Annotated in this window: 15 protein-coding genes; 6 read left to right on the top strand and 9 right to left on the bottom strand. The window is 39.9% G+C overall.

Going from position 1 to position 15,930, the window contains the following annotated elements:
* The first annotated feature begins 58 nt into the window (after window positions 1-58).
* The gene (locus tag O9316_RS03275) at window positions 59-214 is read left to right on the top strand and encodes a hypothetical protein (RefSeq protein ID WP_298205342.1); all 156 of its coding nucleotides are present in this window, start codon (window positions 59-61) and stop codon (window positions 212-214) included.
* Here O9316_RS03275 and O9316_RS03270 read toward each other — a convergent pair.
* On the bottom strand, window positions 211-1,635 hold the full coding sequence (locus O9316_RS03270; protein ID WP_298205341.1) for an L-serine ammonia-lyase: 1,425 nt from the start codon (window positions 1,633-1,635) through the stop codon (window positions 211-213). The genes O9316_RS03275 and O9316_RS03270 overlap by 4 nt on opposite strands.
* 549 nt (window positions 1,636-2,184) lie before the next feature.
* Between O9316_RS03270 and O9316_RS03265 the strand changes: the two genes are divergently transcribed.
* The gene (locus tag O9316_RS03265) at window positions 2,185-4,416 is read left to right on the top strand and encodes a C25 family cysteine peptidase (protein ID WP_298205340.1); all 2,232 of its coding nucleotides are present in this window, start codon (window positions 2,185-2,187) and stop codon (window positions 4,414-4,416) included.
* 109 nt (window positions 4,417-4,525) lie between these two features.
* Here O9316_RS03265 and O9316_RS03260 read toward each other — a convergent pair whose 3' ends face one another.
* The 4 genes from O9316_RS03260 to O9316_RS03245 form a co-directional block, all read right to left on the bottom strand.
* Entirely contained in the window at window positions 4,526-4,756 is a 231-nt protein-coding gene (locus O9316_RS03260) for a hypothetical protein (protein ID WP_298205339.1), read from the bottom strand.
* Between the two features lie 10 nt (window positions 4,757-4,766).
* Window positions 4,767-5,048, bottom strand: a complete 282-nt coding sequence (locus tag O9316_RS03255; protein WP_298205338.1) for a hypothetical protein — start codon at window positions 5,046-5,048, stop codon at window positions 4,767-4,769.
* A 389-nt stretch (window positions 5,049-5,437) separates the two neighbouring features.
* Window positions 5,438-6,673 (bottom strand): Fic family protein, encoded by a 1,236-nt coding sequence (locus tag O9316_RS03250; protein WP_298346975.1) that lies wholly within the window; start codon window positions 6,671-6,673, stop codon window positions 5,438-5,440.
* Window positions 6,674-6,757: 84 nt separating this feature from the next.
* A complete protein-coding gene (locus O9316_RS03245; RefSeq protein WP_298205336.1) occupies window positions 6,758-6,976 on the bottom strand; it encodes a DUF4062 domain-containing protein in 219 nt (72 codons plus the stop codon).
* Between the two features lie 395 nt (window positions 6,977-7,371).
* Here O9316_RS03245 and O9316_RS03240 point away from each other — a divergent pair, with 395 nt between their 5' ends.
* The 4 genes from O9316_RS03240 (at window position 7,372) to O9316_RS03225 (ending at window position 12,454) form a co-directional block, all read left to right on the top strand.
* Window positions 7,372-10,359 (top strand): ATP-binding protein, encoded by a 2,988-nt coding sequence (locus O9316_RS03240; protein WP_298346973.1) that lies wholly within the window; start codon window positions 7,372-7,374, stop codon window positions 10,357-10,359.
* A gap of 148 nt (window positions 10,360-10,507) precedes the next feature.
* Window positions 10,508-11,029: a hypothetical protein gene (locus tag O9316_RS03235; protein WP_298205334.1), complete on the top strand. Its 522-nt coding sequence runs from the start codon at window positions 10,508-10,510 to the stop codon at window positions 11,027-11,029.
* Complete coding sequence (locus O9316_RS03230; RefSeq protein ID WP_298205333.1) at window positions 11,022-11,711, top strand: nucleotidyl transferase AbiEii/AbiGii toxin family protein; 690 nt, start codon at window positions 11,022-11,024, stop codon at window positions 11,709-11,711. Before O9316_RS03235 ends, O9316_RS03230 begins: the two co-directional genes overlap by 8 nt.
* A gap of 209 nt (window positions 11,712-11,920) precedes the next feature.
* A complete protein-coding gene (locus O9316_RS03225; RefSeq protein ID WP_298346970.1) occupies window positions 11,921-12,454 on the top strand; it encodes a hypothetical protein in 534 nt (177 codons plus the stop codon).
* A 366-nt stretch (window positions 12,455-12,820) separates the two neighbouring features.
* Here O9316_RS03225 and O9316_RS03220 read toward each other — a convergent pair whose 3' ends face one another.
* From O9316_RS03220 to O9316_RS03205, 4 genes are all read right to left on the bottom strand, one after another.
* Window positions 12,821-13,570, bottom strand: coding sequence for a DUF3800 domain-containing protein (locus tag O9316_RS03220; RefSeq protein WP_298205331.1), 750 nt, complete (start codon window positions 13,568-13,570; stop codon window positions 12,821-12,823).
* 192 nt (window positions 13,571-13,762) lie between these two features.
* The gene (locus O9316_RS03215; protein WP_298205330.1) at window positions 13,763-14,623 is read right to left on the bottom strand and encodes a GIY-YIG nuclease family protein; all 861 of its coding nucleotides are present in this window, start codon (window positions 14,621-14,623) and stop codon (window positions 13,763-13,765) included.
* A gap of 9 nt (window positions 14,624-14,632) precedes the next feature.
* Window positions 14,633-15,238: a hypothetical protein gene (locus O9316_RS03210; protein WP_298205329.1), complete on the bottom strand. Its 606-nt coding sequence runs from the start codon at window positions 15,236-15,238 to the stop codon at window positions 14,633-14,635.
* A 19-nt stretch (window positions 15,239-15,257) separates the two neighbouring features.
* A complete protein-coding gene (locus O9316_RS03205; RefSeq protein ID WP_298205328.1) occupies window positions 15,258-15,920 on the bottom strand; it encodes a hypothetical protein in 663 nt (220 codons plus the stop codon).
* Between the last annotated feature and the right edge of the window lie 10 nt (window positions 15,921-15,930).

The following is a 15,930-nucleotide window of genomic DNA, read 5'->3' as shown; positions in this document are numbered from 1 at the left end:
GCTTTGAATAACGTATTACACCGACCCCTCACAAGCACGAATACAAGTTGGCTTCCCCTTGACAACCTGGGGTGTTTCGGGTAATGTGGATTACGCGATCAATACCTACTGCAAAATCCGTTCGGAAGTGCGTCACCTTAGTGCTACCGAACCCGTATTGAATGGGCAATCCACCCAATGGTTGTGGACCTCGGGAGTCACTTTTATGTTTTAACAATCGGAGAGGCTTACCGTGATGGCCAAGCCACCTTCTGAGGTTTCCTTGTATTTGTGGTTCATATCTTTGGCCGTTTCCCACATGGTGTGGATGACTTTATCCAAGGGTACTTTAGCGTTTTTGGCATCGGTTTCTAGCGCTAATTCGGCCGCATTGATCGCTTTAATGGCGCCCATGGTATTGCGCTCGATGCAGGGTATTTGTACCAAGCCTCCGATGGGGTCGCAGGTCATGCCTAAGTGATGTTCCATGGCAATTTCGGCTGCCATTTGCACCTGTTCGGGAGTTCCACCCATTAATTCGCACAAGGCTCCGGCCGCCATTGCTGAGGATACACCAATTTCGGCTTGGCATCCCCCCATAGCGGCTGAAATGGTCGACCCTTTTTTGAAAATAGATCCAATTTCACCGGCTACCAGTAAAAATTGTTTGATTTCTTTCGCACCCGCTTGATGGTTTTCGATCACCATATAATACATGAGTACGGCGGGAATGACCCCTGCGCTGCCGTTGGTAGGGGCCGTAACCACCCGACCCAGCGCAGCATTCACTTCATTGACTGCCAAGGCAAAACAGCTTACCCATTTTAGAATTTGGCGAAACTTTACTTCCGTTTTCCGAATCACCTCCAACCATTCTTGGGGAGTTTGATAGGGAAGTGTTCCGATCAGATTTTGATGCATGTCAAAGGCACGACGACGCACATTTAGTCCCCCGGGCAAGGTTCCTTCGGTATGGCATCCGATGTACATACACTCGAGCATGGTATGCCAAATGCGAAGTAATTCGCGGTCAATTTCCTCTTCTGAGCGCATGGATTTCTCATTTTCATACACCAATTCTGATATAGATTTCCCTTCGTTTTGACAATACTGCAAAAGTTCGGCAGCGGTTTGCACCGGAAAAGGAAAGGCACATTTTATAGCGCTTTTTTTCTTGGCATTGGTGCGTTCTTCTTTCACAACAAAACCACCGCCAATGGAGTAATACGTTTCTGTGATTTTTCCTTGCGGAGTCACGGCCGTAAATTGCAATCCGTTGGCATGAAACGGCAAAAAGTTTTTATGAAACTGAATGTGTGTATCAGGTTGAAAAGCAATTGTATAAGTGTTGCCTAATTGTATTTGGTGGGTGTCCCGAATGGTTTGTATAATGGAATCAATTTGATCAACGGGAATATACTCCGGATCCTGCCCACTCAACCCGAGCATGACGGCCAAATCGGTGGCGTGACCTTTTCCCGTGAGCGACAAGGAACCATACAAATCGACGGTCACTTCCTGCACTTGGTCTAATAGATTTCGGTCGCGGAGTTCATGTAAAAAACGTTCGGCAGCTCGCCAAGGGCCCAACGTATGGGAACTCGAGGGTCCCACACCGATTTTGAGCATATCAAAAACGGAAATGCATTCTTCCATAGGAGTAGTTTGGTTTGTTTACGGTAAAAGTAGTAAAAATTTGTGGTTAGTTTGCAGTTAACAGTCAACAGTCGTCAGTTAACAGTCAACAGTCAACAGTCGTCAGTCAACAGTCAACAGTCGACAGTCGACAGTTAACAGTCAACAGTCATCAGTCTTCAGTCTTCAGTCATCAGTCTTCAGTAAACATCTATTTCTTAGAAAGAACATTTTCAAATCTTCAAATCACCTCATTTTCAAATCAACACATTTCCAAATCTTCAACTCACCTTATTTTCAAATCAACACACCTTCCAACCGGCAGGCAGGTTGACACATTGACACATTGTCTCATTGTCAAATGATTAGTCGTAAATCAAAAATCGTAAGTTTAACGTCTATTTTTTAAAAATGTTATTTCCAACAACCCAAGAGGTCTTTGCGGTTAAAAAAAAACAAGAAAAAAAAGCTTGTACAAATAATGAATTTTTATTGTTTCTATATGTATTCTGCTTATTTTTGATAAACCATGTTTTTTAATAAATAATCACCATAAAAAATTGCTTAGTGATGAAAAAAATACAACTTTTTCTCTGCTGTTTGGGTATATTTGGATCCCTTCAGGCGCAACAAATACGCTTGGTAGCTTCACAAGGGGATGATCTGACACTTCAAAACCAAACTCCTGTTTTTCAGTCTCTATCAACAATAGTAGCGGGAAAAGCATATGTTGATTTCAGTCAAGTAGCAAAAGTGTTTACCATGCAAAAAGGGGCTCCAGCCGTTCCAGTTTTTACCGAATCGGTTCAAGTGCCCCACACAGGTGCCGTTACATTCACGATAACCCATGATGGTTTTATAGAGTATACTGGGGTTTCAGTTTTACCCTCCAAAGGCAGTTTGAAGCGGAATGTTGATCCCGCAAAAGTTCCGTTTGTGTTCGGACCTGAATACAGTCAAAATGCTTTCTACCCAGGAACATTAGCCCATATGAGCGACCCTTTTGTGTTTCGTTCTACACGGGGAGCAACAATTTCCTTTTATCCCTACCAATACAATCCGGTGACCCAAACTTTACGGGTGTATCAAAACATACGTGTGAGGGTGACCACCCAACCGCAACAACAGGGCATCAACGAATTTACTTCCCAAAGTACTGCCGTGCCCCAAGAGTTTCAACGGATGTATGAACAGGTCTTCATCAACACCCCACAATACCTCCCCGTGAGCGAACACGGTGATATGCTTGTCATCACACCCTCAGCGTATGTAAATACCCTTCAACCCTGGGTGCAGTGGAAAATAGAAAGTGGGATGAAGACCACAGTAGCCACTTTGGCGCAAACCGGAACAACCGCTGCATCCATTAAAAGTTTTGTTGCCTCCTTTTACGCTGCCAATCCCAGTCTGGTTTATGTAATGCTTGTGGGCGATCATCAGCATCTTCCCAGTTTTTCGTACGGAACCTCTATCGAACAAGAAGAGTTGTGGAGTGATTCGTATTACGGTCAATTGGATGGCACTGACTTCTTTCCAGAGGTGTTGGTGGGACGTTTTTCGGGTTCAGTTTCCGAAGTCCAAACAATGGTAAATCGTACCCTAGAGTATGAAACCAACCCATTAACAGGCGATTGGATGACCAAAGCCATTGGAATTGGTTCAGACGAAGGCGATGGATATGGCGATGACGGCGAACCTGATTGGTTACATTTACGCAATATACGCGCACTTTTATTGACCAATGGGTATACGACAGTTCATGAGTTTTATGACGGATCCCAAGGAGGGAATGATGCCGCGGGTAGTCCAAGTTCTTCGATGATTTCTTCAGCGTTAAATCAAGGGGCTGGACTCCTAAATTATACCGGTCACGGCTGGACACAAGGCGTATCGACAGGGGATTATACTTCGGGTGATGTGAGTGCATTAGTAAACAACGGAAAATATCCTTTTGTGGTTTCGGTAGCTTGTAACAATGGAACTTTTGTGGGCGAAACCGCTTTTTGCGAAACCTTTACTCGACTACAAAACCAAGGAAGTCCAGCAGGCGCTATTGCGGCATGCGGTTCCTCGATTTTGATGGCTTGGGCCGAACCGATGCAAACCCAAGATGAAATGGCCGAGTTGATTATTCGTAGTGACAGCGATAATATCAAAACAACATTAGGAGGTTTGTTTTACAATGGACAAGTGAGTATGCTGGAGACCTATAATCAAAGTATGACCGCTGAAGAAGTAATGCAAACGTGGATTTTCTTTGGCGATCCATCTACATTATTTCGCAACAAAGTAACTACCAATCTTACGGCCACCCATGTAGCGACCATGAGCGCTTCGGGCGGACTACTTGAAGTGTTTTCACCCCATAACGGGGCTCGTGTAGCCATCACACAAAACGATCAAATTTTGGGAACAGCCCTCATTTCCAATGGTGTTGCCGTTTTCAATTTACCCCCATTTACTACCCTCGACACGGTTAAAGTTACGTTGACCCTTTCCAATGCAAAACCCTATCAAGGCATCATTACCTTAAATACTTTGGGAGTTGCAACAGTAAGTCAGTCGTTTCAAGTGTATCCTAATCCATCCAATGAAGTAGTTTATATAAGCGCAATAGGCAGTACGTTAACCCAAGCCAATCTTCAATTGGTAGATGCCATCGGACGCGTGTGCTACACTCAAGATTCGGTCAATCTCACCGAGGCTTTCCCAGTGCCTGTGGCCTCCTTAGCTTCAGGGAGCTACCTTTTGGTGATCCGTCACGAATCAGGAACTTCAGTGCATAAAATACAGGTAAATTGATGGGAATGTAAATCATGTTTATGAAGTTCGCCGAAGTCGTAGGTTAAGATAGACTTCAGTTAATAGGCATCATGCATACTACTGGGGGCTTTTTTTCAAAACGCCCAAGCTAAATACATAGCACCCCCATCACCAAAAAACTGAGCATGACGAGTAGTGAGACCATACAGCCTCGGGAAGTGCGCTGGTATACCCGATTGTAAGCCGCTTTTTTGGGATTGGTAATCCATCCCCAGCCGCGGGGCGCTTTAAGGCCCAATTGATGGCGAATTACCCGCTTTATCGAGGTTCGAGCCGCTATTCGCTTTTTGAGGGAAGGTTTTCGAAAGCCAAACTTCATAGGGTTCCATTTAGAGGTTTTGCAGCACTATCCCCAACGCCAAGAGGGCCAAACTCATCACGGCAAACGTCCACGTAGACCGGCGTGAGGCCTCTTTACCCCAGCCATGCATCCAGTGGAGCAATAAGGGCAGCACCAAGAGAATCAACATGATTTTTTCCAACGCAGGATCGGTAGTCCGACGCGCCGTTGCATAGCGCCACAACCCCAAAAGGCCAAGGGTAAGTCCCATTTCGAGCGCGGGAATCAAAAGCAACGGTAAAAGAGAAGCGGTACGGCGAAGTGTAGTCATAGCGAGTAATTTAAAAATGAAACATTGCAAAGTATTCACGAAATTTTGGATTTTCAAGCGCTCCTAGTGTTAATTTTTTCTAGACCGCTACGCTGCAAGAAGCAAGACCGCTACGCTGCAAGAAGCAAGACCGCTACGCTGCAAGAAGCAAGACCGCTTCGCTGCAAGAAGAAAGAGGAAAGAGGAAAGAAGAAAGAGGAAAGAGGCAGAACATTGATTTTTAGACGAACTACTAGTCACCCCCGAAGTTTCGGGGCTAATCACTAATCACTAATCACTAATCACTAATCACTAATCACTAATCACTAATCACTAATCACTAATCACTAATCACTAATCACTAATCACTAGTCACTCTAACGTCTAACGACTAACGACTAATCACTACCTCAGGGCAAGTACTCCCTTTTTACTTCCTCACCCTTCTCCGTAACCCTATATTTTTGTTTAGGATGTCTCGGATTACCCGGGAATTTCATCACCAAGAGTCCGGCTTGAACGGCTGGATCCAAATAATTCGTCCTGAAATTCACCCGGTCTTTAAGTCCTAGGGCCTCTTGTAGCTCTTGCCGACTCATTTCACCAACCACCACTTTTAATAGATTCCGTACTTCAATACCAATAGTAGCATAATCCATGGGGTGGGGGTGCCAACTTGAGGGCAGCTTGTCGGGTACTTGGTGGGTACTTGGTGGGTACTTGAGGGGTACTTGAGGGGTAAAGGGGCGGTAAAGTATCGTTTTAAAGTCATCCGATTGCACAAAGTCAGGCGCTGGAAGCTGGTGTTCTTGCGCGATTCGAATGATATCTGCCGTTCCCGTACCCAAACGCTCGATATAACTTCCCAAGTACATCGGTTCGGCCAACAGCGGATTGGCAGGTACCGAAATATGGAGCCCTTTCAGCTTCTCGGTGGTCCAACCCAACGGAAGCGCCCCCGGATTGATAATTTCCAAGCGATCACTAAACAGCATTATTTGCACACTACCGTTATGGGTATAATCCCGGTGGACTACTGCATTGACAATTGCTTCCACCACCATAGCACGTGGAATTTCATAGTGACCTGGAATCGTGTTGGACTGTGAACGAGTTCCCACCGTATAATCCAGTTTCGCCAAGACAAAGTCAACTGCTTGATCGACCAATTCAAATACATCGCCTTTAAAGACTTTATAGGAGGGAATTGGTTTGGCGACTTCACTACCGTGAAAATGGGCGCAGCGAACCTCAGAGTTGATAAAATACCGTTGTGGGTCGTTGCCAAAAAGAAGTAAGGCAGCATGCGTTAGTCTTCCATCGACAGCCAAATTCAAATGTTCCAAAACCGAAAGGAGAGGAGTGGTGTCGGCCAACTTAAACCCGCGTCGGGTTTGGGCAATGCGAATAAAGGCACGTATTTTTTCTTCCGAAAGAGCGTCCAGTGAAGCGGTAGGGTGAAACGTAGCATCAAACGGCCCAGTGCGAATCAACTCCTTCTCGATGAGATAATTCACAAGCGCTGCATAGACCGCTGCTTTAAGTTCATCGGGGGATCCAAACTGTTTGCGAACCACCACTTGTTGTGCTTTTTGGATGAGTCTAATCTCTTTTGGATGCCGCTCATTTATAGAATGATCGGTCAAAAAAATCAACCGGGTTTTATGATGAAGGGTAGCATGATCAAACTCCCGCTCTGTAGGCGATAGCCCTTCGGCGTCCTCATAACCCTACTGCACACCTAGTAACCCCAGATACACAGCACATTGTTCTACCGCATGCAAATAGACCGAAGTCACAGCTTGATTCTTAGCAGGTAAGCGTTCAAACAAAAAGGGCTCAAAAAAACGACCCAATAACGGGTCTGCCAGTAAATAGTCATACACCAGTTGCCGCTCTACTGCAAACTCCACTTGCACACTACTGATAAAAATTCGGGTTTTGGACATGCAATTTAAAAATGAACACTCTTGTAAAAATAACGATTTTTCAGTAGAACAAAAGTCCAAAGGCCAAAGTCTAATCACCCCCGAAGTTTCGAGGCTAATCACTAGTCACTAGTCACTAGTCACTAGTCACTCTAACGTCTAACGACTAACGACTAACGACTAGTCACTAATCACTAGTCACTAGTCACTAGTCACTCTAACGTCTAACGACTAACGTCTAACGACTAGTCACTAATCACTAGTCACTAGTCACTAGTCACTAGTCACTCTAACGACTAACGTCTAACGTCTAATGACTAGTCACTAATCACTAGTCACTAAATTCTAAATTTTCCCTCCAAACTCCTTATATTTGATACAACAGAATTCCCAACAGAAAGTAGATAAGCACGAAAATGATACATAAGCGAATAACTGTCGCTATCGCTGAAGCCATTCGATCAGGGCGATACCTGAGCATTAAATACAAAAACAAAGAAGGAAAAGTAAACCCCTTTTGGATTGCCATTTTAGACATCACTCCGCATGATAAAATCGTAGTGAATATGTTTAATGTCATGAAGGACGAACCTTTATACCAAAAGACAATTTCTATTTCGGGAATACAGTCCGCTGAACTACTCAAGTTCTCCCATTATGACGTTCCACCACAACTGATATCGAAAATAGCTGAAGAAGATAGTTTGGCCGTCTATGAATTTGACCGTTACAACAATGATATTTTGAATTATTATCTCGAATGCCACAAAGCCAATAACGACCCCTTTTTGCACAATACACATCTTATTGAAGCAATTGATTTGTCAGTCCTAAAGGACAATAATCCCTATCCACTTTCAAGCGAGCAGCAAAAACAAATTATCAAGAAAATTTACCATGATGATTATACAAAACATTACGACTATAAATTAGCACTATGCGAATTTTCAATTGACCTAGAGTCCAAAGGTAAATTTGTGGTTGCCTATCGCGAACTGACCTACGACCCCGTAAAGAAAACCCTACGGGTAGGAACTGCTACGCACTTCAATCCCAATTTTTACATCAAAGACATCAAATATTCCTTATCGTATTATACGGATTTGAATCCATCCGATTTTGAAGAACAGTATTTGGATGCCCCCGCCGAAACGATACACTCCATTAGCGAAAATTTCAAACAAGGCGAATTGCCCAACACCCGACCCGAAATTGTCGTACTTGGCTATTCCAAAATTGACATTGCCCCCATATTTGAGCAGATTCATAACGAATATGAAAACCAAGAAATGCAAATCCCTTTAAAAGCATTTTTTAAAAATTCTTCGTTGTTGGACCGAAAGAATAGGGCTGAACCCCACATCGTATTGTACGATAAAAATGTAAATATTGACCAACTACGCACCATTTACAATTCGTTGAAATATCCCGTTACCTATGTGCAAGGCCCTCCTGGCACCGGGAAAACACAAACGATTCTGAATATCGTAGTGAACTGTTTAACCAACAATAAAACGGTGCTTATTACCTCCAATAACAATGTACCTATTGATGGGATCAAAGAAAAACTGCATCTTGGCACCTATAAAAATAAAGAGATTTTAATTCCTTTTCTTCGCCTAGGAAATAAGCAATGCACACTGGAAGCCCTGCAAACCATCAAAAAATTGTACGACTACAAAACTAATGATGTGCCCAAAGAAACGCTATTGCATAACCTGAAAGAAAATTCAAAAGCCAAAAACCAACAGTTGGTACGTAAGCTTCAACAATACGAGGAGCGTACCGATTTATTGCAAAACCTAGAGTTTATTGACGGTTTGTTGGCCAAAGGGAAGTACTGGCTATTAGAGCAAGAACGCGAGAGACTACTCAACAAAATCAATACTATTCCCGAAACGACCGATGAAGATATCAAAGGGATATTCGAAATCATCAAAGACAACTACAGTTTACTCCAGTACTTTTATTTCGAGTCGCTGAAATACATCAAACGTTTACGAACGAAAGACTATATCGAATTAATTGAAATTTTGCATATCCAAGAGGAGAACGAACAAGTCAAAGAATTCAATACTTGGCTATCAAACGATAAGAATCTGGAAAAGCTAACCAAAGTATTTCCCATCATCCTCACCACCAATATTTCGAGCCGACGTTTGGGGCAGCGCTTTAAGTTTGATTTGTTGACCATCGATGAAGCAGGGCAATGCGAAATTCCTACCAGTTTGATTCCCATATCCAAGTGTAAAAATATGGTGTTGATAGGGGATACCAACCAACTGAAACCCATCATCGTTTTTGATAAAGAGAAAAACAGTAAACTGGTACAACAGTTTAAAATCAAAGAGGAATACGACTATTACCATAATTCGATACTCTCGGCCTATAAAAAAATAGACGCCATTTCGCGAGAGATTTTATTGAGCTACCATTACCGTTGCGGCCAAAAAATCATTAACTATTCAAACAAGCGTTTTTACGACCAGCGCTTAAACCTGACGGCTGTGGGGAACACGGGCATGGTTAAATTACTTTCGGTAGCCAATGTCCATCAAAAAAATAAAAATGGACAGGTAGAAGAAGCTTTAGCTATAGTCGACTATATCCAAAACAATAATTTATCGGATGTATTTATTCTAACGCCTTTCCGCCATCAAGAGGAAGTCATCAATTACTATCTCAATGAAGCCAAAAAAGCCGGCACCATTCATCCCTCGGTAAGTTGTGGTACCATTCACAAAGTACAGGGACAAGAAAACAAAACGATAATTATCTCTACGGCCTTGTCCACCAAAACGTCTCCAAAGACCTATGATTGGATTAAAAACAATAGTGAATTGTTGAATGTGGGAGTTACCCGTGCCAAAGAAAATTTAATTGTGGTTGCCGACTTTGACGCCATTAAAACCTTGTCCCAAAAAGACGACGATTTATATGCATTGATTGCCTATGCCTACCATAATGGGACTACAGAAGTAGCCCAAAGCCAAGTCAATAAGTTGACGATTGGTTTTTCCAACAATTCGAAGTTTGAAGATGAATTCTACAAAACCATGCACCAGTACTGTTCGATCAAAGGCACCCAATTTCGCAGAAATGTAAAAGTAAGCACGGTATTTCCCGAAGAGCGCGATAACCCATTAGTCAACAAAAAAGAATTCGATGGCGTACTCTACGAAAACAACCAACCCAAAGTCATTTTTGAATTAAATGGGTCAGAGCATTACCACAACAAAAGAACCATGACCTCCGACAAACTCAAAAAGGAGCTAATTCAACGAAAAAATGTACAATTGATCATGGTTCCCAACCCCTATGTCAAACATTACGAGTTTATCCGGGAATTGATTAATAAGTTTAATGGGAATGTCTATCAAGAGACGTTGTTTGATGGGTATTAAAAGCTCTCTTGCAGGAAGAAAACAAGATTCATTAAAGTCACAAGCCTTTGCAATGAAATATCGTATATCGCAATATGAAATATAGGCCGTTAGAATGTTGTTTTAGAGGAAAATAATGTATAATATTGCATATTGCAATATAAAGTATATGGCACAAGCTAAAAATAATTTGAAACCTCAAGACATTGTAATTTTATTAAAAATCATAGCACTTGATAAAAAAACATGGTTTCATCATACGGTCGCTCAAGAACTTGGGATAAGTCAATCTGAAGTCAGTCAATCCCTGAATCGTTCTAGATATGCAGGATTAATTGATGATACAAGAAAAAAAGTGAACAAATTGGCATTAACTGAGTTTTTACTTCATGGTGTTGCTTATGCTTTTCCTCAGCAACCTGGAGCTATCGTAAGGGGAGTTTTAACGGCACATGCAGCAGAACCTTTAAATCAAATTGTTAAATCACACGAAAAGTATGTTTGGCCCTATGCTAGGGGATTGGAAAGAGGCCAAGCTATTGAACCCCTATATAGTACTGTGGTCGAGGCCACTTTAAATGATAAAGAACTATATGAATTACTTACAATGGTGGATGCGATAAGAGTTGGACGAATTAGAGAAAAAGAAATCGCAAAAAAAGAGCTTGAAAAAAGAATTCTAAATGCATAACAAAGTAATAAATCTGGCTTTAGTGGCTCAAGTTGCGCAAGGTTTACAAGAATTGAACGATAAAATGGTATTCATTGGTGGAGCGGTAATCAGTTTATATACTGATGATCCAGCAGCTGAAGAAATTCGTCCTACGGTTGATATTGACATGACCATTAATTTAGCCAATTATAACGAATGGGCTCAAATGCAAGAACGCCTTGCAGCATTAGAATTCTATCCAGATCCACAAGGCCAATCCATATGTTCATACCAATATAAAAATATTGCAGTAGACATTATGCCTGCGGATGATAGTAGTATTGGTATTTCAAATAGATGGTATAAACCTGGTTTTAAGTACTTACAAAAAATAGCATTAGCTGACGGAACAAGCATAAATATATTGCCTTCACCTTATTTTTTAGCTACCAAGTTAGAAGCTTTCAACGATAGAGGGAAAAATGATTTTTACGGCAGTCACGATTTCGAAGACATTATCTATCTTATAGACAATTGCACAACAATAGTAGATGAAATTTTAGCAGCCGATGAGGAAGTTCTTCACTTTATAAAAGCGGAATTGTCCACAATCAAAAATCATAAACAAGCAGATGAAATCTTAGCAATGCATATTCATCCCCTAATTAGAGAACAACGGTTTAATATTTTGATGGAGAAAATAGAAATGATTACAAGGTAGCGATCTGTTTAAAAACGGTAATAAAATCAATTAGATTTATAAACGATTATAATTAAAGTAAGGGGAAATAGTTACCATTTCATAAAACTATTTTAAATCAAATGTGGGTTGTAAAGTGAGCATCTTCATTAAATAGAATTATAGCAAGGGAGATAAATCGCACTACTTGAAATGGTATGAAAAAAAACTAACGATTTAAAATTTTTCACATGGCAAAAATATACTGTTCAAAAAAGTTAAATGAACTGATGATAAAGATTTCACATACTTTAGATGATGGAATAGGCAGTAGCGAAATTGGAGATTGGAATGCACACCTGTTTTTTTATAAAAGAGCAAAAAATTTGATTTTTGTAAACAATAAATCATTCTATTGTGTTATTCTTGAAAACGTTAAAAAGTCAGACCTTAAAAACCTCGATAATCTATTTTTAACGCGTTTGATAGACCAGTTGACACTTGATAATTTAATCGAGCGAAATTTAGCGCAAATCATAATCCAAAAGCACCAACCCATAGTATTTTGTCCAACCAATAATAACAAAAGGGTAATAGGAACCATAAATCACTATATTTTTAACTACGAAGTATACCGTAATCATCCCGTTTGGTGTGATGCAAATCTAGGAGAACTGAATAGTCTAATCAATGACTCAATTACGAGAGCAGGTCGAAATGAAAGAAGAAAATATGGACGACCATCGGAAGATATGAAGGTACTAATCAATTCCTTAATTAGGTAAGTGAAATGGGGCAATGTTGAAATAAGCTTATCGCATTACCCTGCCCAACCCTTACGTAAAACACTACGATTTTATCCTGGAATTGATCAATAAGTTTAATGGGAATGTCTATCAACAGACACTTTTTGATAATTATTGAGAGGGAAGTAGGTACTTAAAGTGTGGAGTTATTAGCCTAACTAAGTATGCTGTCTTTTATCGGAGTTTCACTGGAATACTGTATTAGAACATTTTTTTGGTAACGCGTTCTATTCTATTCAATTCTTTACTATATTTGCAGTATAAAATTGATATTCAGTATCAACGATAAAAGGATTGGGGTGTCCCCGGTCGAGTAGAAGCCAAACACTTGTTTGGCTTTTGTTTTTAGGGGAAAACTTTGAGCCCATATCGCTTTCCATTTTTTCTATAAATCTTTGGGGCTAGTTTATCAAATGCTGGATTAGCTCTTTTGGGGTCAATGACATAGCGTGCTATCGGATAGGCTATCAAATCAGCAAGTTGTAGTCCATTACAATTTTCTTTCTTGTCTTTAAATGTAATTTTCAAAGAAACCTCTTCCAATCGTTCAGCAGAAATATAACCAGTTCCTCTAGCTTTTAATCGCTGAAAATGTTCCTCTAATTTTTTATCTTCAACTTTACCTCGTTTTTCAATTATTATTTCCAATTGTTTGGAAACTCCTTTTACTTCATCCAAACAAAAGATAGCCCGCTCAATAATAAATGATAAAGCCAATTCATAGACATCATTGGATAACTTACCATACATTTTGATGTATTTCGCTTTTTGAATAGCCGAGGCCAAAATTCGATACCTACTATTTTCAATCAAAGCATTAATTCGTTCATAAAATCGAGCTTTTATTTCTAAATCGAACAATACTTGAAACTCTTTTTCACATTTTCGAATATCTCTGGAATGCAATATCACATCTTTGTCACCCCAAAATTCTTTTTTAATCGTATTAATTTCTTCATGAATGACGGCGTAGTTCTCCTCACTCGTTAACATGCCACACAATAAAAATACAGGGAAAGAAGCATCTAAAGTTACTAATCCGTGATCACCGCTCTCATCAATAAAAAGGAAGTATTTTTTGGCTTGTAAATTCATGGCTAATGGATATATATCGATTAGATTATAAAGATAAAAATAGAATCAATACATTAGGCCATATTTTAATCATGTAAATAAGTTCTAATCTTCTCTCGTATCTCTTCTTGCCAAACTCGAATCTTCGGATTTACATCCAAACTAATCACAGCACATTCTTTTTCGGAAGACGATTGATTGATGCATCTTTTTTCACTCCACATTTTGATTCGTTAATTCAAAGCCTTTTAACGTTTGTCCATTTTTCAATTTCCATTCTTCCAAGCCATTAGCATTTCTGCCCATTACGATTGCAGCTGCAAGTGAAGGACTCGTGAATATGTAATCCTCATTGAGTGATAATTGATTTTCAATTTGAACAATAGTCCCTTCATCAATTAATTTTTGTCGAAGTTTAAGTAGTGATGGACTCATGGAGGCAGTGGTAGTAGTAGCAATTTTTGAATCTTTAAGAACAACAAAGCCATCTGCAGTTGGTTCACCACTTGCATCTGCCCCTCGGGCTGCTTTGATTACAAAAAGTTCTTGCTTTTTCTGTGTTGTAATTTCTCGCTTTTCATCAAAGACTTTATGTCCTAGAGTATTAATAAGTAACTTTATATTCTCAATAAACTCCTCCATCTCGGCGCGATCCGATTCAGCAATAGCGGGCAGGGTAGGGATAACCGAGTTTTCTATAGCATAACGATTGGCCTTTTTGGCAATTTCATGCAAACGATTCTCCAAGTATTTGATGTGGGCCTTATTCAAGTTTTCATCTTTACTAATAAATACGATGGCTTCATTCCAAAAATCCTTTTGGGCGATGTGCTGGTTGAGGCGTTTCAACACAGATTCCGCCTCACCGATGTACACAATATCTTTTCCCTCATCATTTTTGCCACACAAAAGATAAATCCCCGTACTATTTAAATCCGGACGGTCAGTGCAATCCTTTACTTTGATACGCGGAATTTTATAGGCTTTCCCCGTCCAATTTGACAATTCACAAGTCATGCGTCCGTTGGGATCCCCGTCAATAAGAAATAGTTTTATGGTTTTACCGAATTTCATAATTGTAGTTTAATGTTGCCCACAAAGGGGACGCAGTTGTTTTGCTAATGTTTTTTCCAATAACTCTAAGTATTCTTTTGCTTCATTAGGAAGAGCGATAACCTTTAGTCGAAGTGTACCTGTATATGTAGTGCACCAATGAGCTAGTTGTAATCCCTGAGTAGTACCTTTAGGATAGTATCCAAAATGAATAACCATTCTACCCGATATATTGGTTAACCCATCTCTTTTGCGATGACCTTCATGACGCTTTCCAACATACAATATTTTACTTGGTTCAAGAGATTTATTTAAAAATTTCCTATTGACAGCAGGTACTACTCTTCTATTTGGATCATCAGATTTTTGTAGTAATCGAAATTGATTTAAGGCTTCATTCAAGTGCATCACTTCTTCAGCAGTTTCTGTTTCAAACCAGTATAGGGTAGGACTGTGAACCTGATTAAGTGTAGCAATAATTTCACTTAAAATAGGCGGATGTTTATCTTTTTCGATTTCAAAGTTAGGGGTAAACAACGATTGACAGGGAATAGTAAATGAGTACAATTGAATATCTTGTTCAAAAATAGATTCAAAAGATATTGTGGGTTTGGCGATGAATTCGGATAGTTTCATAGTAAAAGCGTCTTTATTACTAAATATCTTTTGTTTGTGACATAGTATACCCCTCATTCCAAAAATACATATCAATTAATTTAAATAGCGGATAATGTACTCCCTCTAGTCGGGCTAAGTAGGTTTGTAATTCGATTAGGTCTTGATAATGCTGTTCAATGAATGAAAATAACGCAAACATTGCTTTCTTATCAAATTTATAAGCCTTGTGGTGATGTTGTTTTATACCTTCATTAAAGTATCGATCAAACGCGGGTGTACAACCTAAAGTACCCAGTATAATTTTTGAAAGTAAGGTATCAGTAGGGGGCTTTGCTTTGTAGGCTTCTTTATTTTGATAAGTAAAGCTATTGTAGTACTCGTATAATTGTTGTTTTAAATTTAGTATATCCTCTATATGCTGTTTATTAACTTCAAATGTTGAGGTACAACGCAAATGATAATATTTCTTTATCAATTGAACAGCCTCAACATGAATTTTATAATCTTTCTGAAGTAAGCCCGTTGAACCTCTATACATACCCCAACTAGCTAAATAGAAACCCAAATGCAAAGCAAGATAATCAGCCTCAAGGTTTTGATTTTCAAAAGCCATGTAACAATGTTTCCAAGAATTAAAACGATTGTGGGGGTCTTGATTTAGAAAGGCTTGGAATTTTTTAATTTTTTCGGTTGTAAACATAGTTAAAACT

This window comes from Flavobacterium sp. (assembly GCF_027533505.1).
In the GTDB taxonomy this organism is placed as follows: domain Bacteria; phylum Bacteroidota; class Bacteroidia; order Flavobacteriales; family Flavobacteriaceae; genus Flavobacterium.
Note: the sequence above shows the minus strand (reverse complement) of the source record. Positions and strands in the feature narration are given on the sequence as shown.

Excerpts from the sequence above, each read along its gene's own strand:
- O9316_RS03270 (WP_298205341.1), bottom strand. The coding sequence starts at position 1,635 with ATGGAAGAATGCATTTCCGTTTTTGATATGCTCAAAATCGGTGTGGGA.
- O9316_RS03265 (WP_298205340.1), top strand. The coding sequence starts at position 2,185 with ATGAAAAAAATACAACTTTTTCTCTGCTGTTTGGGTATATTTGGATCC.
- O9316_RS03260 (WP_298205339.1), bottom strand. The coding sequence starts at position 4,756 with ATGAAGTTTGGCTTTCGAAAACCTTCCCTCAAAAAGCGAATAGCGGCT.
- O9316_RS03255 (WP_298205338.1), bottom strand. The coding sequence starts at position 5,048 with ATGACTACACTTCGCCGTACCGCTTCTCTTTTACCGTTGCTTTTGATT.
- O9316_RS03245 (WP_298205336.1), bottom strand. The coding sequence starts at position 6,976 with ATGTCCAAAACCCGAATTTTTATCAGTAGTGTGCAAGTGGAGTTTGCA.
- O9316_RS03240 (WP_298346973.1), top strand. The coding sequence starts at position 7,372 with ATGATACATAAGCGAATAACTGTCGCTATCGCTGAAGCCATTCGATCA.
- O9316_RS03235 (WP_298205334.1), top strand. The coding sequence starts at position 10,508 with ATGGCACAAGCTAAAAATAATTTGAAACCTCAAGACATTGTAATTTTA.
- O9316_RS03230 (WP_298205333.1), top strand. The coding sequence starts at position 11,022 with ATGCATAACAAAGTAATAAATCTGGCTTTAGTGGCTCAAGTTGCGCAA.
- O9316_RS03225 (WP_298346970.1), top strand. The coding sequence starts at position 11,921 with ATGGCAAAAATATACTGTTCAAAAAAGTTAAATGAACTGATGATAAAG.
- O9316_RS03220 (WP_298205331.1), bottom strand. The coding sequence starts at position 13,570 with ATGAATTTACAAGCCAAAAAATACTTCCTTTTTATTGATGAGAGCGGT.
- O9316_RS03215 (WP_298205330.1), bottom strand. The coding sequence starts at position 14,623 with ATGAAATTCGGTAAAACCATAAAACTATTTCTTATTGACGGGGATCCC.
- O9316_RS03210 (WP_298205329.1), bottom strand. The coding sequence starts at position 15,238 with ATGAAACTATCCGAATTCATCGCCAAACCCACAATATCTTTTGAATCT.
- O9316_RS03205 (WP_298205328.1), bottom strand. The coding sequence starts at position 15,920 with ATGTTTACAACCGAAAAAATTAAAAAATTCCAAGCCTTTCTAAATCAA.